This window comes from Jannaschia faecimaris (genome assembly GCF_900107415.1).
Taxonomy (GTDB): domain Bacteria; phylum Pseudomonadota; class Alphaproteobacteria; order Rhodobacterales; family Rhodobacteraceae; genus Jannaschia; species Jannaschia faecimaris.
Genome location: NZ_FNPX01000022.1, coordinates 1 through 19,246, shown reverse-complemented (window position 1 = coordinate 19,246; position 19,246 = coordinate 1). Strand labels below are relative to the sequence as shown.

Genomic DNA, 19,246 nt, shown 5'->3' with positions numbered 1-19,246 from the left:
CTAAGGGCTCCTAGTCGATCGCGCGGATCTGGTCCGCGTGCAGTTCGGGGTCAATCAATTTGCTGGTGCCGCTGCGCAAATGGCACCAGGTGTTCCACGCCGAATAAAGTGCCATGCACACGAAAGCCGCCGTGACGATCCAGTAGATCGTCGATTTCGGTATATCGAGAGAGACCATCATCTGCCTGGTGCGACCGGCAATTTGCCCGCTGAACACAGCCAGCATGATGAAGAACCCAGTGGTCAGCAGGTCAATCGTCGTTTGCGCAATCCGTCGCCCCGCTCGAGGGATCCAACGGTAAAAAAACTCGACCGCGATGTGGCTTTGCTTACGGGTCGCCATGATCGAGCCGATAAAGGTGACGCCGATCAACAAGAAGCGCGCAATTTCTTCCGTCCACGCGATCGAGTCGTTGAGAACGTATCGCGTGAAGAACTGAAGAAAGACGACGAAAGCCAGGACCCAAAAAAGGACCAAAACCACGCCGTCGCTCCAGCGCTGATCTGACAGGTCAATCTTTTCTTCTTCAAGAATGATCGGTGCCGTCACGTCCTGTTCAGACGAATCTGGTCTGCTCATGGCGGATCCTTTGGATCATTGGGGGGCAGGCGGGTATCGCAACCCGCCTGCGGACAGGTTCACTCGATGGCTTGCAGGCGATCGTACGTCGCCTGATCCCAAGTCGCCATCTCACCGTTGTGCATGGCCTTTACCGCCTCGATGAACGGCGCGCGGTCCACCTCGTTGACCTGCACGCCTTCTCCGCGGAACCATTCGGCCAGTTCACCCTCGGCCTTGATGATCGCATCGGTGGCGCAAACAGCGGTGTCCTGGGTCACCTTGGTCAGCGCCGCCTGGTCGGCGGCGTCCATCGCGTCCCACGCCGGGCCGCCAACGATGGTAAGCAAGGCATCGGTGATATGGCCGGTCAGGTTGATGTTGGTCTGAACCTCGTAGAACTTTTTGGCCTGGATCGTGGGCAGGGGGTTTTCCTGCGCGTCCACGGTGCCTTGCTGCAGCGCCAGATAGACCTCGGCGAAGGCGATGGGCGCGGGATTGGCCCCCGTTGCCTCGGGGAACATCATGTAAAGCGGCGCGTTCGGCACACGGATTTTCAGCCCGTCCATATCGGCAGGCGTCAGGATCGGCTTGTTGGACGTGACATGGCGCGCACCATAATACGTCATCGCAGTGATGTGATTGCCCGTCGCATCGGTATAGCCCTGAGACATCTCGTTGAACAAATCCGAATTGCGGAACTTGTCCCAATGGTCCCAGTCGCGGAACATGAAGGGTGCACCGCCAATCGCGATGGGACCGTACGATCGACCGGCAAACAGCTGCCCGGTATAGATGATGTCGACCGTGCCGAAGCCCAGGCCTTCGTTGATATCAACTTCCTTGCCGAGCGATGAGGCCGGGAAGACCTCAATCCCGAACCGACCTTCCGTCGCGTCCATCAACAGGTCGTTCGCGGCAACCGCACAGGTATGGTACGGCTCGCTGGACTCGTAGACATGTGCCCACTTCAGCTTGGTTTCCGCCGCGGCCATGGCGGGCAAAAGCGCCAATACGGCAGCGGTCGAGATAACGGGCTTAAACATATTTCTGGTTTTCATATTATTCCTCCCTTGGGTGTTGCGGTTTGACCAACGAGGTGCCCGCAATCACCTGATAGCTTGACGCCTTCCCTAACGTTAAGCAAGCGGCCAGGCCGAGGCTGTCAAACAAGAAATGATACCTTCAGCGAAATCCCCCTGTTTCCCGGAGACCCCTTGGCGAACGGGTCTTAGCTGTTTGCTATGCGCGGAACGCCATCCAGCGATCACGATCTGACCTTCTGGCCGCGGACCTTGAGTTTGGAAAGCTCTGAACGCCCGGCACCCGGCTCATTGATCGGGCAGCAGAAACAGCGACTGTCCATGGACAGGAACCCAAATCAAACGCCAACAAGTCAGCCCTCAGTGCGTCAATGGTCGCTCTGCCCATTCCGCGAACAGGCCCAGTGATTTTCCAATTGATCGCGCAGGATGGAAGCTGCTTTTTCTGCCGTAAGATCGCGCTGCGCTTCGGCCAGCATCTCATAGCCAACCATGAACTTCCGGATTGTCGCCGATCGGAGTAGGGGCGGATAGAAATGCGCATGCAACTGCCAATGTGCCCTCTCCCCCCCTTTGGATGGCGCGCCGTGCCAGCCCATCGAATACGGAAACTCGGTCGTAAACAGGTTGTCGTAGCGGGTGCAGAGCCGCTTCAGGATGTCGGCCAGGGTATCGCGTTCGTCGCCCGTCAGGTCCGTAAGTTGCGGAACATGCCGTTTGGGCATCAGCAGCGTCTCGAAAGGCCATGTCGCCCAGTAGGGAACAACGGCAATCCAGTGACTGTTCTCGACCACGATCCGCTCTTTCAGGTCCGCCTCACGTAGGGAATAGGCGACGAGTAGATTTTCGCCGGTCTCGGCCAGGAACGCGGCTTGGCACGCATCCTCTTTTTGAACTTCGTTTGGCAGGAAATCCGACGCCCATACCTGCCCGTGAGGATGGGGGTTCGAACAGCCCATCGCGGCCCCCTTGTTCTCGAAGATGGCGACCCAGTCGTATGTTTTCCCAAGCTCGGCAAACTGCGCAGTCCAGACATCGACGACGCGGCGAATTTCAGGCACCGACAGTTCGGGCAGGGTCAGATCATGGCGCTCCGAAAAACAAATGACGCGCGAAGTGCCCCGCACGGTCTGGGCCCGGAACAGGGCATCATTGCCCGTATCGACATAAGATGTGTCGACAAGCAGAGCCGGATAATCGTTGGGAAACACGTATGGCCCCGCGTAATCCGGGTTCGTCGCGCCCGTCACCCGCGTGTTGCCGGCGCAAAGGTAGCAGTTTGGATCATGCGCCGGCTTGTCCTTGGATGTCGGGCTTTCTGCCTGACCCTGCCATGGCCTGTTACTGCGGTGCGGCGATACCAGAACCCATTCACCTTTCAGCGGGTTGAAGCGGCGGTGAGGTTGATCCGCGAGTGCGGTGTCGTTCATGTCCTGCGGCCCTTTTGTTTCGGTCGTCTTCCGTCGTCGGTTCCATCCATTTCAATGCACCGCTCAGTTCACCGCCAACCTGCTACCAAGCAACTCCCCGCTGTCGCGCAGGAGGGGATACGCGATCATGGCGAAGTTCGTATTCACGGACTTGAGTGCCCGCAGCAGGTCCAGGTGAATGCTGCTTGTCTCGATCGACTCGGAAAGGCCCTGCTTCAGTCGGTAGAGGTGCTGTTTTTCAAGCCGTTGCGCGATTTCGCGCACGGTCTCTTTCTGCTCGACCAAGGAGCGTGCCAGCGATGGATCTTCGGCCATCAGGACCGAGATCGACAGCTGAACGTTGCGGTATACGGTGTCATGGAACATCGTCAAATCCCCCCAGCCGTCCTTCGAGAACTTGAGGCTTTCGAGGTTCATCGTTTCGGCGTGCATGACCATCTTACGGGAAATCATGTCAGCTGCGGATTCCAGGTTGGCCGCGATACCGGCAAGTTCGATGGCCCGTGTCCCGATCTCGTCTTCGGCATTCTTGCCACGAATGCTTGCCAGATAGATCCGTAGCTTGAGCGAACGCTGCGCAACATCTTCGTTTTCGCTCCGGATTGTCCGCGCCGCCATTTCATCGAAGTGTTCAAACAGCGGCAGAACATTCCGGTGCATGGCTTCCACGCGCCCCCCGATATGCACCAATTCCCTGACCGCGCAGGAAAACGCGCGCTTGGGTTGCGAGAGAGCGGCAGGATCAAGGGCGCTGCTTTTCGCACCGATCTCGGTATCGGTTTCACTGTCCCGAATAATGAAAGAGGCAACGCGAAAAATTGGTCCGATTAGCGGGAGACACAGGATCAGCAACAGCCCGTTGAACGCAAGATGCAGGTTCAAGGATTGCTGGGCCGGCTCCGACCCCAGAAAGGATGACAGGTTCGGAAAGACCGAAAGGACGTATAGAAGGCCTGCTGCACCGCCCCCGCGCAATACAAGATTGGCCGTGACCGCCCGCCGAACCATGACATTCGATTTAAGCGTCAGCACCAAGGCGATGAAGGAGCCGCCCAGGTTGGCACCAAGCACCATCGCGAAAGTCGCCTCGACCGGCATGATCCCCTGCCCCGCCATCGTCACGAACAGAAGGACGGCAGCAACGCTGGAATGCACCAGCCATGCGAAGATCGCGGCCACCAGGAAGGCCGCAGCCGTTTCATCGGCGAGATAGAGGATGATTGTCTGGCTCTGCGCGCTTTCGATCAGTGGATGGCTTGCTGCGCGGATCAGGTCCAGCGACATGAACAAAAGTGCCAGCCCGATCAGGATGCGCCCGATCTGGCGCAGTCGCCGACTGCTGCTTCGCAGGAAAATCACCACACCGCCCAACAGCAGAACCGGCGCAACCAACGACAGCGAAGAATTCAAAAGCTGCGTGACGATAGCCGATCCAAGATCGGCCCCCAGCAGGATGGCAAGGCCTGCAACGGCACCGATCGTGCCTGCCGACACGAACCCCGCCATGAGAACCGCCACCGCAGTCGAGCTTTGCAGCAGGATGGCCGCCCCGGCACCGCACCCCGCAGCGCTGAGGCGGCCGGACGTGGACAAGCGCAGCCAATGGCGCAACTGGCCCCCGAACGCGCGTTCGAATCCGGTTCGCACAAGTCGGACGGACCAGATCAGCAGCGCCGCGGCACTTGCCAGGTTGAGCAGGACGTAGAGCGAGTTTTCTAACATTCAGTCCTCAATGTGCGGCGGCGAAATCCTGACACAGCGCCTCGCTCGCCCAGGTCGCGCAAAATTCACCTTAACCTGAGAAGGCACTTGCACCCTTCCGTGTTTCGTCACGGCAACCCAACGGACAGCTCCCTGACCCCATTGGCAACCTGTTCACAACTTGCCGCGATAACATGGCCTTCGCGCAGGGTTGGCACGTAGCGCCGGTCCCCCCCGACTCTGGCCCATCCGCCGGCCTCCTGTAGGATGAGGAGCCCTGCGGCGTGATCCCAAGGATTCAATGAACATGACCTGAGGAAATCAGCCTGCCCCGACGCAACAAGCCGGTATTCATGGCAGGAGCACCGGATATCCCGAATCTGATAAACAGGGTCGAACTTGCGCAGGATATCTGCCCGGTCCGTTGCCGGATAATTGTCGAGCGACAAAAAACCCTTGGCGGTTCCGAGCGGTCGCGCGGGCCGTGGTGCAACGGAGGTCGGGGCCTTGGTATCATTGGCGTAAAACGCACCTTCACCACGGGTCGCGCAAATCCAGTCATCAAGCACCGGATCATAGAGCAGCCCAAATATCGTCTCGCCATTATGGACCACCGCCAGGATCGTTCCGAACACGGCAAGGCCCTCGACAAAATTCCCGGTGCCATCGATCGGGTCAATGACAACGCAGGTGCCGGAGGTTCCAATCGCATCGAGGGTCGCCGGATGCTCGGCCACAGCTTCTTCCCCAACGATCGACGCCTGCGGCAGGATATTCGCCACCGCGGTCGCGATCGCAATCTCCGCCGCCCGGTCAGCTTCGGTGACCAGATCCTTCGCATCTGCCTTGGTCCCGACGCTCAAGGGGGCAAGGTTCCGGAAATGCGGCATGATCTCTTTTCGTCCGGTGTCGCGCACGGCCTCGATCAGGTCGTCGGTCTGCCGGGTGGTCAGCGTCATGACGAGGCCCCGACCTGCGTCGCGTTCCCATAAGAATAGTGTTGCGGCGTGACGACGTGGCGACCGCCTTGGTCAACCTCGTGAACGAAGTAGAAATCCTGAAGACCTTTCAGTCGGATCGGCGACGCACCGAAAGGCAGATCCGAGGTAAAGGCGCTAGTCGGACTTCCTGCGACGAAGCAGGCCGCATTATTGCTCCGGGCCTGATAGGGGCGATGCACATGGCCCGAAAGGATTGTCTGCGGTGTGCCCGCCCGCCGCAGGATTTCATGCAACTCGGCCGCACCATCGAGGCGCGCCACGGCATCAAAATCCCGCAGGCCCGGCATGATCGGCGGATGGTGCATCACGATGATCAGCGGCGGGGCGTCGCGACGCGCGACCTGGCGTTCGATCAGGGTCATCGCCTTGGAGTCAACCCGGCCAGTCGTTTCACCTTCGATACAGGTGTCGATCCCGATCAGCCGCAGATCCTGCAATTCGACGACCTGACTAGTGATGTCCCAATTCGACAGCGTTTCGGATCGATCAAGGCACCGGTAGTATCCGGCAGGACCGTCATGATTGCCGGGCACTGTGTAGACGGGCAACCCAATCGTCGCGAACAGATCCTCAAACTGTCGGAACGAAGCCAATTCAGCATCTTCCGTCATGTCGCCCGAGACCACGATGAAATCCAGGACTTCGCTGATCCGCCTGACATCCCGCACGATCTGCTCGACGATTGTGACCGCGTCGTCCAAAACCCCGGGAACCGGGGTCTGGCCGATATGTAGGTCGCTCAGATGGGCAAATCGCATGGGTTTCTCCACTGCGGACAGCGAGGCTGACGCAAATACTTTGGTCTACTTGATCCCGGCCCGCATGAAGTTCGCGACGAACTGGCGTTGGAAGATAAGGAAGGCGATAATCAGCGGCGCAGTCGTCATCAGCGTCGCCGCGTTAACGAGGGACCATTCGACCCCGCTTTCCACAGTGGCGAAAACGCTCAGACCGACGGTCACAGGACGCACCTCGGGGGAATTGGTGACGATGAGGGGCCACAGGAAGTTGTTCCAGTGGAAGCTGATCGAGACCAGCCCGTAGGCCAGATAGACCGGCTTTGCGAGCGGAACATATACGTTCCACAACACCCGCCACGCCCCGGCCCCTTCAAGCTGCGCCGCCTCGTCAAGCGATTTGGGCACACTCATGAAGGTTTGGCGCAATAGGAAGATTCCGAAGGCCGAATTCAGATATGGCAGCGCGATTCCGATAATCGTGTCGGTCAGGCCGATGCTTGACAGCGTCAGGTAGTTCTCGACGATCAGGATTTCGGGCGAGATCAGAAGCTGCACCATCACCAGAGCGAAGGCAAAACCCGCCCATCTGAACCGATATCGCACGAAGGCATATGCCACCAAAGTGCACAAAATGAAATTCGCGACGATCACGATCGTGATCAGGATGAACGTGTTCACGAAATACAGCGCAAAAGGCGCGGCATTCCAGGCCTCGACGAAATTCTCCAACGTCAACGGAGCGTTCCATTTGAAATTGGCGGAATATTTCTCCTCGTGGAACGCGGTCCACACCGAATAGAGGAAGGGAAGCCCCCACAGACCGGCCAGAACAAAGGCCAGGGTGGTCATCAATATTCTGTTCAAGCCCTTGGTCATTGGTAATGCGTCTTTCTGTCCAGAACCCAGAACTGGAAGGCTGCAAGAACCCCCAGGATCGCGACCATCAGAACAGTGAGCGTCGCGCCATAGGCAAAGTCTCTCTGTCGGAAGGTGACTTCGTAGATATAGAAAAGCAGCAGCGCGCTGGAATTATCAGGGCCACCTCTGGTCATGACGATGATGTGGTCGACCAGACGGAACGCGTTGATCAGCGCGTTAACCGCAACGAATATTGTCGTCGGGCGCAACAGCGGGAAGATCACGTCAAAGAACACTCGTACCGGCCCCGCCCCTTCAAGGCGCGCCGCATCCTTCAGGTTCTCGGGAACCGCCTGAAGGGCAGCAAGGTAGAAGATCATGAACAGCCCAGCCTCTTTCCAGACCGCAACCACCATCATCGACACGAGCGATGTTTCGGTGCTGCCGAGGAAGTTGACCGTCGGAAGGCCGATGGCGTTCATCATCTGGGATGCGAGACCGATGCCCGGCGCATAAAAGAACAGCCAGATATTCGCGACCGCCACCAGCGGCAGCATCGTCGGCAAGAAGAAGGACAGGCGCATCAGGCCCGTGGCCGGGAACTTGGAGTTCACCAACAAGGCCATGCTGATCGACAGGAAGATGGCTAGCGGAATGGTGCCAAGCGCGTAAAGACCGCTGTTTGTAAGGACCTGCATCAGCTTGTCGTCTGCGATCATCGCCTCGTAATTTTCGAACCCTACGAAACGGGACGGTCGGCGCGAGCTGGCATTGTTCCAGAGCGAGTTTATGAATGCGCGGACTGCGGGATAATGCGTGAACGCAACGAGCAGCGAACACGGCAAGACCAGTAGAACAAACCCAAGGCCAAGGGGAAGTCGCTTATTCATGGCTTTCCGTTCCTCTTCACGGGTGGTGTTCTCTCCGCGCGCCGGAATGGGTTGGCGCGCGGAGCTCAGCAGAGGTCTTCACAAGACGGGTACGACCCTACTTGTATTCACTCAGCACTTCGTCAGCCTGCTCCTGCGCTTCGGCGAGCGCTGCCTCGGCAGTGTTGTTGCCTGTCACCACACTTTCGATCGCATCAACCAGGTATTGCGTGACTTTTGCCCGCTGGAAGGTAGCGAATTCGCGGTGGGCATATGGCAACTGATCAAGCGCCACGAGCGCCTGGGGGAGCTCTTCGGCGTAGGCCTTCATCTCGGGCGTTTCCCAAGCATCCGGACGCGGCGCGACATAGCCGGTTGCGATGCTCCAGCGTGCGGCGTTTTCCGGCGCGGTCATGAACTTGATGAAGTCCAAGGCTGCGGCGCGTTCTTCGTCCGTGGTTTCGCTGAAGATATAGAAGTTGCCGCCGCCAAGCGGAGCGCCGGGACCGTCGCCGCCGGGCAGGAAGCCGACGCCCCAGTCGAATTCCGCGTTATCCTTTACAAAGGCAAGGTTACCGGTCGAAGTCCACATCGAAGCCGTCTGGCCCTCGAGGAACGCTTTCGGTGTGTCGCCCCAGGATATGCCGCCCGGCTGCATCACACCTTCGTCGGACAGCTGCTGAAGAAATTCGAGAGACGCGACCGTGGCCGGCGTATTCATCCTGGCTTCGGTTCCCGTTTCGGTCGTCAGCACGTCGCCTTTGGACACGACCAGACCGCCGAACAACCACGCACCGCCAAGACCAAGCGTGGGAATTCGCGTGCCCCATTGCGTCACATTGCCGTTGTCATCCTTTACAACCAGCTGTTTGCCCATCTCGATCATCTCGTCCCAGGTCTTGGGGGGCGTTTCCGGATCAAGGCCGGCAGCGCGGAAGGCATCCTTGTTATAATACAGCACCGGCGTCGAGCGCTGGAACGGAATGCTGTAGGTTTTGCCCTCGAATTTCGCATCCGACATGAAAGCCGGATAGAAACCATCCATCCAGGCCTGATCTTCGGCCGAGGTAGCAATGTCCGAGATCGGAAGAATGACGTCCTCTTCGACCAGGGTGAACAGATCGATGGACAGAAGAACCGCCACTTGTGGCGGATCCCCGGCCTGAGCCGCGGTCAGCGCCTTGGTCGTCGTCTCTTCGTAGTTGCCCGCGTACACCGCCTCCACGTTGTGCTGGGGGTTCTGTGCTGCCCATTCGCTGGTTAGCTCCTCGATCGTCGCTACCGCAGGTGCGTTAACGCCGACCGGAAAATAGAACTCCAGGTCAGCAGCGTGCAGACCGGTTGCGCTGGCACCCAAAAGGGCCCCTGCCACCAAGGGCATCGCCGAATTAATTTTGTAAGTCATGTATTCCTCCTCCGTGTTAACTTTTTGGGATCCTCCAGATCCCGTTGGGTCATCGTTCGATCGCGATCGCGTTGCCGTCCTTTTTCAAGAACAGATGCGTTTGCTCCCGCCCCCAACCGACCGTGATTTCCTCGCCTTCCTGCGGCACCGAAGCGCCCGAATAGGACAGCACCATCGTCGTACCGGCGGCGGTCACCAGGTGGATCAGAAACACCTTGCCCTCGTATTCAACGCTCTGAACCCGCGCCTTGACCCGAAATTCATGATCCTCAGCCGGGAAGCCCAGGTTCTCGGGGCGGATCCCGAATTGGCAGTCTGTCACCTTGTGCCCGCCCGCGACCCCAAGATCCGCGGGAAATTCGACCTCGGACGAATCCAGGATGTTCGTCGGTGGCGTTCCGATAAAGGTCGCTGAAAACGTGTTGGCGGGATGTTCGTATAGCTCTTTGGGTGTACCAACCTGAGCCACCTCGCCGGCGCTCATCAGGACCACGCGATCGGACATCGACAAGGCTTCGCTCTGGTCGTGGGTCACATAGACGATCGTAATCCCGAGCTTCTTGTTGAGTGACCTGATCTCGCTGCGGATCTCGACCCGCAGCTTGGCGTCGAGGTTGGACAGCGGTTCATCCATCAGCACCAGCGGACGACCCGAAACCAGAACCCGCGCAAGGGCGACCCGCTGCTGTTGCCCCCCGGACAACTGTCCCGGCCTGCGGTCCAGCAGGGAGCCAAGGGCCATCAGCTCGGCCACCCGGTCGAGTTGCTTCTTCTTCTCAGCCGCCGGAACCTTGCGGATTTTCAGCCCGTAGGAAATATTCTCTTCAATCGTCATATGCGGAAACAGCGCATAGTTCTGAAAAACCATCCCCAGGTTTCGCTCGGCCGCGGCCTTTCCGGTGACGTCCTTTCCATCGATCAGGATCTGTCCGCCGCTCACTTCATCCAACCCGCAGATCAGCCGCAGAAGCGTACTTTTACCACACCCCGAAGGACCGAGTAGCGTCAGGAAACCCCCAGCCTCGATGCCGAAATCGACAGCCTTGAGGACTTCGACCGCGCCCCAGCTTTTGCGCAGGCCTTGGACCTCGATTGATACGCCGCTCTCGCTCATGCCAAAATTACCTCGATATTTGCGCGCTGCATTTGGGCACGGCTTTCCTCATCAAGACCGGAATCGGTGATGATACGGTCCAATTGATCGAAACCCGCCGTGTGCACGAAGCCTTTGGTGGAGACCTTATCATGGTGGGCGACGACGATATTTCGGCGCGACGAGGCGATCGCCTCTTTTTGCACTTGGCTGTAGATTTCGTCGCTGATCGAGATCGATCGCCGCTCGATGTCAATTGCTGAACAGCACAGGAACGAGACATCGAAAGACAGCGATCGAAGCGCTGAGACGGCCAGCGTTCCGGTGAACGAGTCATTTGTTCCGCGATAAGCCCCGCCGATGATATAGAAGCTCTTGATATCCTGCCCCATCAGCTGACTGGCCACGCCGAGGCAGGTGGTGACGTAGTGACATTGCGGCCTGCGATGGGCGTAGGATGCGACGGCGAGCGCCGTTGTTCCTGCGTCGAGGAACACGACCTCCTCGTCAGACAGCATTTCGATGGCCACCTGTCCGATCCGGCTTTTTTCCTCGGAGCCGACCGACTTTCGCTCCTCGTTGGACAAGTCGGACAGGATGCTTGAATTGATCATTACGCCGCCATGCGTCCGCGTGACGACACCCAGCTTGCCCAGCTCCCTCAGATCGCGCCGAATGGTGACGTCGGACACTCCGAATTCCTCGGAGAGGTCCCGAACACCTATTGAGCCACGGTCCTCGACGATCTTCGCGATCTTGCGCCGGCGGACACCAGCAAGATCAATGCTGTCGTTCACTGATCGTATCCGCATGAATTTGATCGAAATTTCCCGGTCAAAACGACAATCTCCCCATTGCGCTCAAAAATGATCATATATGATCACCAACAACCGGTCAATTGTGATCTTATATGATCGCTTCTCGGAGTGAGCGGGGGCAACTAGGTGCCATAAACGGTAGGGACAATTTCCGACAACGTGATTTCTGCACTATCCGGTCGGCGCAATCGACCTCCAGCCATGCAGCACCCTCTTGGCAGGCAGGGATGCCTGCCAGTAGTGCCCCTGAAACGGCTGATCAGCCGCCCTGCTGATCGGGTTTTCCAAGTAACAACAGAGTAATAGACTGCCCACGGCACCATGCGACACGATGGCGACATCTCCGCCCTTATGGTCGGCAAGAATCCGGTCGACTGCGTCCCGAACGCGCCGCTGCGCGTCAACTGCACGCTCCCATCCACGAACGCTGCACTCTGGCTCGGAAAAAAAGCGATCGGCCGTCCTCTCGAATTCATCGGGAGGGAGATATCCCGTCGCGCTTCGGTCGTTCTCGCCAAGATCGATTTCGTGTTGATGTCCCACTACAAGGCGAGCGGTAAGAATCGCGGCGGCGTCAATTGCCTTTACCTCGCGGCTCGACCAAACCGAGGTCACTCCTGCGACAACCTGGTGATTGGCAAACACGGCCATGCGCGCCATCCCTGCGTGAGTCAGCCGCCATTGTCGGACATCGGTACCCGGAACCACCGAGACTTCCGGATGGGTAATGAAAATCAGGTTTGCCATCTTTGAATGATTTCAAATCGCCGCACGAAACGCCACCTAGACGTAACCTCGCGGGCCGTGCGTCCTGCGACGGCCTTCCCTCCCGGTGCGGCGGTACCCCGTGCCGCCATGAGACAGCGTCTAGCCCGTAACTTCAGTACCATTTCTGATGAGAGGTCTTAGTACCGGTGGCCGCGTGTTGAGGGCCTGATGTGGTCGGGTATGGCTGTGCTGCCTGATCCTAGGTTGCAGTGAACGGCCCCAGCGGAAGTTGGTGGGTGCCGCAGCGAACGACACCTTGGTGCCCACCGTTCCAGATGCTGCGGGCGGTACAATATGTGTTCTTAGTTTCAGCTCAACTTTCGCTTTGAAGCGAAAGCTCTTGTTGAAGCCAGTTGAGATAGTTGGTGATCGCTTGTTCATCGCGTTTGCAATAAGACCGCTTCTGATGCCTTCGAACGGTGATGAAGCCAGCCTGCTTAAGAATATCCAAGTGCTTGCTTGCGGTTGGTTGCGCGACGCCAAGCTCTTCCGTGATCATTGTCATACACACCCCAAATTCAACGGCGTCAGCAGACCATTGATGACCAAAGTGCCTTTCCGGCTCGGCCAGAAGCCGGAGAACTTGCATGCGAACCTCACTGGCCAACGCCTATATTTGTATTGGTCTCTCCATGCCTTCAATCACATCGGTAAATAGCTAAATGACAATTTGATTCTCAATATGCTTGACCTGCCAAACATGTTCGACTTCGAAGGACACGCTATCAAGTGGGGTCAGCTTGGGGCTGGTCCACCGCTTGTTCTCATTCACGGTACGCCGTTTCCCTCCCAGGTCTGGCGCAGGGTTTTGCCTCACCTCACAGAGTACCGGTCCATCTATTTCTACGACCTTTTGGGTTATGGAGAGTCCGAGAAGAGAGTTGAGCAAGACGTATCGCTTGGCGTCCAAAACCGTTTGCTCGCCGCTTTGTTCAAAGAGTGGCGCTTGGATCGGCCAGATGTCGTGGCGCACGACTTTGGCGGCGCAACTGCACTACGCGCCTACTTTCTGGAGAGGTTACGGTTTGCATCTTTAACCATCTTTGATGCTGTGGCCCTCGCCCCGTGGGGTCGCCATTCGTGCAACATGTCCGCCAACACGAGGCTGCATTCGCAGGCATGCCGGATTATATGCACCGCGCCCTTTTGGCCGCGTATCTCCAGACTGCCGCTCACAACACAATGATCCCGGAGACGATTGAGATTTACAGCGCGCCTTGGCTCGGCACCACGGGGCAGCCCGCATTCTATCGGCAAATCGCTCAGATGGACCAAATGTACACGGATGAAGTCGAACCTTTGTATCGTCCCTTGGATTGCCCGGTTCGTGTGCTGTGGGGCCAGGAAGACAATTGGATTCCTGCCGCAAAGGGTGACGCATTGGCCGCGCTGATCTCGAACACTTCCTGCACTCATATTCAGTGCGCGGGTCATCTGGTCCAAGAAGATCGGCCCGAGGCGATTGTGGCAGCCATTCTGAACCAAATTCAAACCAGCACACCCAGCTGATCAGGATCGAGTTGATGTTTGGCGAAGGACAAACAGATGATCGGCGATCCCGAGCTGGCCTAGCGCCGTTTCTGAGTGAAACGCCGATACCTGTGCATCACGGATCAGACGTCGGCGCGGCGTCCATACTTATCTCCTGTCACTCTGCAGCCGTGGCGAGACGCGGAAGGCTGGCCTGCGTCCCATCCTCCTTCAACGCCTCAGCCCGTCCTCTCATCCGCCCGGCATAGACCAGCCGGAACGCGGGAGGGACGAAATAGAAGCTGACGATCGTGGAGAACGCCACGCCGCCTGCGATGGCCATGGCGAATGGGGGCCAGAACCCCCCGCCGGCGAGGATCAGCGGGAGGAAGCCACCGACCGTGGTAACCGTGGTGGAGACGATGTGCCGCGAAGAGGCCATGACCACATCGGTCGTCGCGACCGGGTCGCCCCAAGCCGCCGCCTCGTCCTCCTGCAAGGCGGTCATGATGACGAGGGAGGCATTGACCGAGACGCCGATCGATCCGATCAGTCCGATGATCGCATTGATCCCGAACGGGTAGGCGAATACCGCAAGCGCAAGTATCGACAAACCCGCCGACAGCCCCGAGACGACGAGGGCCACACCGGCGAGGCGGAAGCTGCGGAACGTTAGTACGATCACGGCGATGGAAAGCGTCACGATCAGGCCGAGCGACGCGATCAGGTTGTTCAACGTCGAGGCGCGCGCATCGGCGTCGCCGCCGACCTCCAGCCGCACGCCTTCGGGCAGTGCGAACCCGGCTGCGGCAATTCGGGCGCGAACGTCCATAAGCGCCTCCTCGGGCAGGACGCCGTGCTGCACGAAGGCCTGCACGGTGTTGGCCCGTTCGCCTTTGCGCCGCGTGATCGAGCCCTCCCCAGGAACCAGCGTGAGGTCGGCCACGGCCGAGAGCGGCGTCGCCCGAACACCGTCCGGCGCGATGCCGGACAGGATTAGGGGCATGTCCCGGATCGCGGCTGGATCGGCGCGAAGCGCATCTCCGAGTCGGACGCGAACGGCGAGTTCCTCCTCGCCCTCGATCAGGCTGCCGCCCACGGCCCCGGTCAGCGCCGTTTCGAGCTGGCGCGCGACGTCGCCGGGGCTCAGGCCGACGAGGCGCGCGCGGGCCTCGTCCACCCGCACACCGAGCTTGGGGGCGCCTGCCGTGATGGAGGCGCGGGTCAGCGTGACCATGGGAGCCGCGTCTATGATGCGGCGCAGGTCCTCCCCCGTGGTGCGCAACACCTCCAGATCGTCGCCGACGAGGCGCAGCTCGACGGGCGCACCGACGGGCGGGCCTTGTACGAGGCCGCGTACCATCACCTGCGCTTCGGGTGCCACGGCCGGAAGGTCGCGCTGGAGCACCGGTAAGACAGCCTCGGTGGCGTCGGCCGCGGCTGTGCGGACGAGTGCCTGCGCGTAGCCCGAGGCCGCGTCCCGGCCGCCGGTGATGTTGTAGTAGAACGCCGGGGCAGAGCGGCCGATCGTCCAGGCGACCGACTCGATTCCATCTGTGCCACGTAGGGCCGCGTCGAGCTTGGCGACCGTCGCCGTCGTGCGGTCGATGCCGGTGCCCGGCGGCATGTCGACCTCGACGTGGAACTGGTCGCGGTCGACACCGGGGAAGAACTGCGCGGTCAGCAGCGGTAGCGACAGGAACCCGAGGACGGGCAACACGAGGGCCAGCGCAACCGAGCGGACCGGATTAAGCGCCGACAGGCGCAGGCTCGCGGCGAAAGCACGCCCGAGCGGCCCGGCCGGCACGCCGTTCGCCAGCCAACCGCCGACCGAACGCGCGGGCATGATCCAGCCAGCCAGCGCGGGAGTCACAGTGACGGCCACGGCGAAGGACCAGAGCAGCATAATGACAACGGCCAGCGCGATGGAGCCCACGAAGTCGCCAGCCGCTCCCGGCAACAGGATCATCGGCGTGAAGCTGAGCGCAGTGGTCGCGGTCGAGGCGAAGAGTGGCATTGCTAGTCGCGAGACGGAGGCCGCCACGGCGTCGATCCGCGCGCCCCCCGCGCGCAGCCGGCGACCGACCTCGTCGGTCATCACGATGCCCGCGTCCACCAGCAGGCCGAGCGCCACGATCAGGCCAGTCACCGACATCTGGTGGATCGGCAGGCCAATGACGTTCATGGTGAACAGCGTCGCCAATGAGACCAACGGCAGGACCGTCGCCACGATCAGCGCCGCGCGCAGGCCGAGAGTCACCAGCAGCACAACCAGAACGAGGCCGACGCCGATCGCCATGTTCGCCCCCACCTCGGCCAGCCGGTCGGCGGAGTAGGTCGACTGGTCGAAGATCAGCTCCATGCCGAGGCCGCCCGGAACGCCGGGCGCGAAATCGGCCAACTCTTCGCGCACGAACGCCGCCCAGACGTCCACCTGCAACCCGTCTTCCAGCGCGGCGGCGACTAGGACCGCGGGGCGACCGTCGTAGAGCGCGGCCTCTGCCACCGGCAGGCGCGGGCCACGGTCAACGCTTGCCACATCATCGAGTCGCAGGATCGCGCCGCCCATCCCGTCGCGCAGGACGATGCCGCGCAGTCGGTCCAGCGTCTCGATCTCTCCCGACACCTCAAGCACGAGGTCATCTCCCGCACCGGTGATCCGACCTGCCCGCACCTTGGCATCGGCGGCTGCGATGGCCGCAGCGACGGCGTCTGCCGTCAGGCCCAGCCCAGCGACGCGCGCGACATCCAACGTAACCGTGACCTCCTCGTCGGGCGCGCCGAAGATCTCGACCTGCTTGGTGCCGGACACGCCGCGCAACCGATCGGCCAACGCTTCACCATAGCGGGCGGCCAGCGTCATCGGTACGCCGTCGTGCGCCGCCGTAAGCGCCACGATCGCGCCGTAGGCGTTGATCCCGGCGGCATCAAGCTCGGGTGGTGAAACGCCGGCGGGGAACGCGGCCTCGGCGTCCGAGAGCTTGTCGCGCAGCTCTGACCAGACACCTTCAATCCGCGCAGGATTGATGGTCTCGTCCAGTTCGACCTGCACGATGGAGATGCCGGTCGCGCTGACCGATTGCAGCACGTCCACCTCGGGAACTTCGCGAAGCGCCTCCTCGACGCGCGCAGTGACGAGGCTCTCGACGCGGGCAGGTTCGGCCCCCGGATAAGCGGTCGTTACGGAGGCGAAGGTGCTGGTGATCGTCGGGTCTTCCTGCCGGCCGATGGCAAGCAGGGCGGATGCCCCGGCTGCGATCACCACGAGGAGTATGAGGGCGACGAGCCGCGGCTGACGGAAGGTCAGCGTTCCCATACGATCGTCTCCGGCTGGTCGGCGACCGTGGCGGGCGCGGGGTCGACCGTTTGGCCCGGAACGACGCGGTGCGTGCCGCTAGGAAGGTAGGCGTCCCCGTCCCGAAACGTGCCGCGGACGAAGGCGCGGTCCCCCTCAATGTACAGGACTTCGGCCGCCTCGACGCCCACAACGCCGTCCTCAACCGTCAGCAGTGTCCACGTCGCCTGCGGCCCCGCGCTCAGGGCAGAAAGGGGGACCCAGGCCCCGGCACCCTCAATCCACTGTGCGAAGGCGATCTCGCCGGTGGTGAGATCCGGCAGCGTAAGGTCGGTCACCACATCGAACCAAGCGGTCCGCCCCCGCGTGGCCGGATCAAGCGACGGTGCCAAACGCGACAGGCGGCCCGGCAGGCGCAGGCCGCCGACCTCGATCACCGCGTCCACGTCTTCATGCAGCGCCTCGGCGAGGCGCGGGTCGAGCGATACCCGGAAACGCGGCGGCGCGGCCTCAATCAGGTCGACGACCGGCGATCCGGCGGCGGCGATCGCGCCGACGTCCAGAACCCGGTCCTCGACGGTGCCCGCGAAAGGCGCGATCAGAGCAGCCTTCGACATCTCGATATCGACGGCATCCCGAGCGGCGTCGATCCCGGCGATCGCCGCCTCGAACCGAGCCAGGGAGAGCGAGGTATCGTCGAGCCTCTGCTCGGTCGCGAAGCCCCGGTCGCGCAGCTCTGCCTGACGCGCATTGGTCCGTCGCGCCAGCTCCGCCTCCGCCATCATGCCAGCACGGGCCGCCCCGAGCCGGGCGCGCTCCGCTCGAAGGAGCCGCATGTCTAGGCGGGCGACGACCTCTCCCTCGGCCACTACGTCACCCTCGCGCACCAGCACTGCCTCGAGTGTTCCAGCCCGCTCGAACGCCATGCCGATCCGCTGCCGTGCCTCGAATTGCCCTGAGAAGCGGCGCTGCGCGACGTGATGACCCTGCATCGCGATACGTGCGACCGTTACCGGGCTGGCAGGCGCGGGCATGGAGATCGGGGCGGATTGCGCCCGATCAGCAAGGATGCTGCGCCCGCCTACGACCATGCCGCCAGCGAAGACCGTGATCGCGGCAGTTAGTGCGAGCCGTCCAGTGGTAGCGACAAATCGGCGGCAGATCAGATGGACCGTCTTGCCCGTGGGGAATGGCATGATCGCTCCTCTCCAAGTTAGCATTGCTTACATATGTGAGCGCCGCTAACCAAGGCAAGGAGAATTTGTTGGAGCCGAGATCGATGACGACCGCCACCACGCCACGCGCGGACCGGAAGAACTACCATCACGGCCATCTGCGCGAGCAGCTCCTCGAGGCTGTCCGCCAGCTTGTCGAGGCTCACGGGGCGGACGCGTTCTCTATGGCCGAGGCCTGTCGCCTGGCCGGGGTAAGCACCGCTGCGCCCTACAAGCACTTCAAGGATCGTCACGACATCCTGCGCGGCGTTGCGCTTCTGGCGATGACGCGTCTGCGTGAAACCATGCAGGCCGCTGCCGATGCCTATCTCGCCAAGGACCCTCGCCGCATCGTCGCGTTCGGTCAGTCCTACGTGGACTTCGCCCGTGCGGAGCCCGGCATTTTCCGCATGATGTTCGGTCTGACAGAAGGCCATGCCAGAGACCCAGATCTCGCCCGGGCCGGCGACGACACCACCGTCTTGGTTGAGCGCGTCGTCGCCGAGCACTTGGACGCCCGCCAAGGCGATCCGCAGGTCAAGCTTCGCGCCTACGCGCTATGGTGCTTCGTCCACGGGCACAGCTTTCTATGTCTCGACTCCAAGCTTCCGGGCGAGATGTCCAAGATCGAGGAGACTGCGCTTTTGCGGCTAGTCGGCGACGCGATGCTGCCGGCGATAGAAGGATGATCCCTGCAGGGGGCACCAACGTTCTCCAGCTGCACTGAGATGCACCCTACGCCAGATTGAAACCGGCATCTGAGCTATCGATGCCAATACCCTCGACCCGACCGTAGGGGACATCCGTGGCGAACTTATGTAGCCCGGCTAGACGCGCCTTCTGCCAGTCCGTCAGAGTGCCCTTCCTGGGTTGTTTCATCAGCACTTTAAGCCCCTCACGTCGCCATAGCCTTTCGACACGTTTGTCATTCACCTGCCAGCCTGCGTCTCTCAGCAGGGCAGCAACCCGACGGTAGCCATAT

18 protein-coding genes and 1 pseudogene are annotated in these 19,246 nt (G+C 60.8%); 3 read left to right on the top strand and 16 right to left on the bottom strand.

Going from position 1 to position 19,246, the window contains the following annotated elements; translation table 11 throughout:
* Positions 1–10 precede the first annotated feature (10 nt).
* From BLV27_RS17040 to BLV27_RS16980, 13 genes are all read right to left on the bottom strand, one after another.
* The gene (locus tag BLV27_RS17040; RefSeq protein WP_244504731.1) at positions 11–550 is read right to left on the bottom strand and encodes a TRAP transporter small permease; all 540 of its coding nucleotides are present in this window, start codon (positions 548–550) and stop codon (positions 11–13) included.
* 89 nt (positions 551–639) lie between these two features.
* Positions 640–1,620 (bottom strand): sialic acid TRAP transporter substrate-binding protein SiaP, encoded by a 981-nt coding sequence (locus BLV27_RS17035; protein ID WP_092647703.1) that lies wholly within the window; start codon positions 1,618–1,620, stop codon positions 640–642.
* 350 nt (positions 1,621–1,970) lie between these two features.
* On the bottom strand, positions 1,971–3,032 hold the full coding sequence (locus BLV27_RS17030) for a UDP-glucose--hexose-1-phosphate uridylyltransferase (RefSeq protein ID WP_092647702.1): 1,062 nt from the start codon (positions 3,030–3,032) through the stop codon (positions 1,971–1,973).
* 63 nt (positions 3,033–3,095) lie between these two features.
* Positions 3,096–4,754, bottom strand: coding sequence for a Na/Pi cotransporter family protein (locus tag BLV27_RS17025; RefSeq protein WP_092647701.1), 1,659 nt, complete (start codon positions 4,752–4,754; stop codon positions 3,096–3,098).
* 107 nt (positions 4,755–4,861) lie between these two features.
* A complete protein-coding gene (locus BLV27_RS17020) occupies positions 4,862–5,692 on the bottom strand; it encodes an inositol monophosphatase family protein (RefSeq protein WP_092647700.1) in 831 nt (276 codons plus the stop codon).
* Complete coding sequence (locus BLV27_RS17015) at positions 5,689–6,492, bottom strand: metallophosphoesterase family protein (protein ID WP_092647699.1); 804 nt, start codon at positions 6,490–6,492, stop codon at positions 5,689–5,691. The genes BLV27_RS17020 and BLV27_RS17015 overlap by 4 nt, the downstream gene beginning before the upstream one ends.
* 45 nt (positions 6,493–6,537) lie before the next feature.
* Entirely contained in the window at positions 6,538–7,350 is an 813-nt protein-coding gene (locus BLV27_RS17010) for a carbohydrate ABC transporter permease (RefSeq protein WP_092647698.1), read from the bottom strand.
* Positions 7,347–8,222, bottom strand: coding sequence for a carbohydrate ABC transporter permease (locus tag BLV27_RS17005; protein ID WP_092647697.1), 876 nt, complete (start codon positions 8,220–8,222; stop codon positions 7,347–7,349). Before BLV27_RS17005 ends, BLV27_RS17010 begins: the two co-directional genes overlap by 4 nt.
* A gap of 97 nt (positions 8,223–8,319) precedes the next feature.
* Positions 8,320–9,606, bottom strand: coding sequence for an ABC transporter substrate-binding protein (locus tag BLV27_RS17000; protein ID WP_092647696.1), 1,287 nt, complete (start codon positions 9,604–9,606; stop codon positions 8,320–8,322).
* Positions 9,607–9,655: 49 nt separating this feature from the next.
* A complete protein-coding gene (locus BLV27_RS16995; RefSeq protein WP_092647695.1) occupies positions 9,656–10,720 on the bottom strand; it encodes an ABC transporter ATP-binding protein in 1,065 nt (354 codons plus the stop codon).
* Positions 10,717–11,511 carry a DeoR/GlpR family DNA-binding transcription regulator gene (locus BLV27_RS16990; protein ID WP_244504730.1) on the bottom strand — a complete coding sequence of 265 codons (795 nt, stop codon included), beginning with the start codon at positions 11,509–11,511 and terminating at the stop codon, positions 10,717–10,719. The genes BLV27_RS16995 and BLV27_RS16990 overlap by 4 nt, the downstream gene beginning before the upstream one ends.
* Positions 11,512–11,688: 177 nt before the next feature.
* Positions 11,689–12,168, bottom strand: coding sequence for a histidine phosphatase family protein (locus BLV27_RS16985; protein ID WP_244504735.1), 480 nt, complete (start codon positions 12,166–12,168; stop codon positions 11,689–11,691).
* A gap of 430 nt (positions 12,169–12,598) precedes the next feature.
* Positions 12,599–12,892 (bottom strand): ArsR/SmtB family transcription factor, encoded by a 294-nt coding sequence (locus tag BLV27_RS16980; RefSeq protein ID WP_244504729.1) that lies wholly within the window; start codon positions 12,890–12,892, stop codon positions 12,599–12,601.
* Positions 12,893–12,985: 93 nt separating this feature from the next.
* On the opposite strand from BLV27_RS16980, the gene BLV27_RS19875 reads away from it, so the two are divergent.
* Positions 12,986–13,471, top strand: coding sequence for an alpha/beta fold hydrolase (locus BLV27_RS19875; RefSeq protein ID WP_244504728.1), 486 nt, complete (start codon positions 12,986–12,988; stop codon positions 13,469–13,471).
* Positions 13,468–13,794 (top strand): alpha/beta fold hydrolase, encoded by a 327-nt coding sequence (locus tag BLV27_RS19870; protein WP_244504727.1) that lies wholly within the window; start codon positions 13,468–13,470, stop codon positions 13,792–13,794. The genes BLV27_RS19875 and BLV27_RS19870 overlap by 4 nt, the downstream gene beginning before the upstream one ends.
* Positions 13,795–13,933: 139 nt before the next feature.
* On the opposite strand, the gene BLV27_RS16970 is transcribed toward BLV27_RS19870, so the two are convergent.
* Positions 13,934–17,071, bottom strand: coding sequence for an efflux RND transporter permease subunit (locus BLV27_RS16970; protein WP_092647692.1), 3,138 nt, complete (start codon positions 17,069–17,071; stop codon positions 13,934–13,936).
* Complete coding sequence (locus tag BLV27_RS16965) at positions 17,059–18,246, bottom strand: efflux RND transporter periplasmic adaptor subunit (RefSeq protein ID WP_170831498.1); 1,188 nt, start codon at positions 18,244–18,246, stop codon at positions 17,059–17,061. Before BLV27_RS16965 ends, BLV27_RS16970 begins: the two co-directional genes overlap by 13 nt.
* An 83-nt stretch (positions 18,247–18,329) precedes the next feature.
* Here BLV27_RS16965 and BLV27_RS16960 point away from each other — a divergent pair, with 83 nt between their 5' ends.
* Positions 18,330–18,953: a TetR/AcrR family transcriptional regulator gene (locus BLV27_RS16960; RefSeq protein ID WP_092647690.1), complete on the top strand. Its 624-nt coding sequence runs from the start codon at positions 18,330–18,332 to the stop codon at positions 18,951–18,953.
* Positions 18,954–19,116: 163 nt separating this feature from the next.
* Here BLV27_RS16960 and BLV27_RS16955 read toward each other — a convergent pair.
* A pseudogene (locus tag BLV27_RS16955) lies at positions 19,117–19,246 on the bottom strand (IS3 family transposase); the annotation flags it as partial.

Bases quoted from the DNA above. Each gene is read 5' to 3' on its own strand.
- BLV27_RS16985 (WP_244504735.1), bottom strand. From the start codon at position 12,168: ATGGCCGTGTTTGCCAATCACCAGGTTGTCGCAGGAGTGACCTCGGTT.
- BLV27_RS16970 (WP_092647692.1), bottom strand. From the start codon at position 17,071: ATGGGAACGCTGACCTTCCGTCAGCCGCGGCTCGTCGCCCTCATACTC.
- BLV27_RS17010 (WP_092647698.1), bottom strand. From the start codon at position 7,350: ATGACCAAGGGCTTGAACAGAATATTGATGACCACCCTGGCCTTTGTT.
- BLV27_RS16965 (WP_170831498.1), bottom strand. From the start codon at position 18,246: ATGCCATTCCCCACGGGCAAGACGGTCCATCTGATCTGCCGCCGATTT.
- BLV27_RS16990 (WP_244504730.1), bottom strand. From the start codon at position 11,511: ATGCGGATACGATCAGTGAACGACAGCATTGATCTTGCTGGTGTCCGC.
- BLV27_RS17030 (WP_092647702.1), bottom strand. From the start codon at position 3,032: ATGAACGACACCGCACTCGCGGATCAACCTCACCGCCGCTTCAACCCG.
- BLV27_RS17035 (WP_092647703.1), bottom strand. From the start codon at position 1,620: ATGAAAACCAGAAATATGTTTAAGCCCGTTATCTCGACCGCTGCCGTA.
- BLV27_RS17015 (WP_092647699.1), bottom strand. From the start codon at position 6,492: ATGCGATTTGCCCATCTGAGCGACCTACATATCGGCCAGACCCCGGTT.
- BLV27_RS17025 (WP_092647701.1), bottom strand. From the start codon at position 4,754: ATGTTAGAAAACTCGCTCTACGTCCTGCTCAACCTGGCAAGTGCCGCG.
- BLV27_RS16995 (WP_092647695.1), bottom strand. From the start codon at position 10,720: ATGAGCGAGAGCGGCGTATCAATCGAGGTCCAAGGCCTGCGCAAAAGC.
- BLV27_RS19870 (WP_244504727.1), top strand. From the start codon at position 13,468: ATGATCCCGGAGACGATTGAGATTTACAGCGCGCCTTGGCTCGGCACC.
- BLV27_RS19875 (WP_244504728.1), top strand. From the start codon at position 12,986: ATGTTCGACTTCGAAGGACACGCTATCAAGTGGGGTCAGCTTGGGGCT.
- BLV27_RS16960 (WP_092647690.1), top strand. From the start codon at position 18,330: ATGACGACCGCCACCACGCCACGCGCGGACCGGAAGAACTACCATCAC.
- BLV27_RS17020 (WP_092647700.1), bottom strand. From the start codon at position 5,692: ATGACGCTGACCACCCGGCAGACCGACGACCTGATCGAGGCCGTGCGC.
- BLV27_RS17000 (WP_092647696.1), bottom strand. From the start codon at position 9,606: ATGACTTACAAAATTAATTCGGCGATGCCCTTGGTGGCAGGGGCCCTT.
- BLV27_RS17005 (WP_092647697.1), bottom strand. From the start codon at position 8,222: ATGAATAAGCGACTTCCCCTTGGCCTTGGGTTTGTTCTACTGGTCTTG.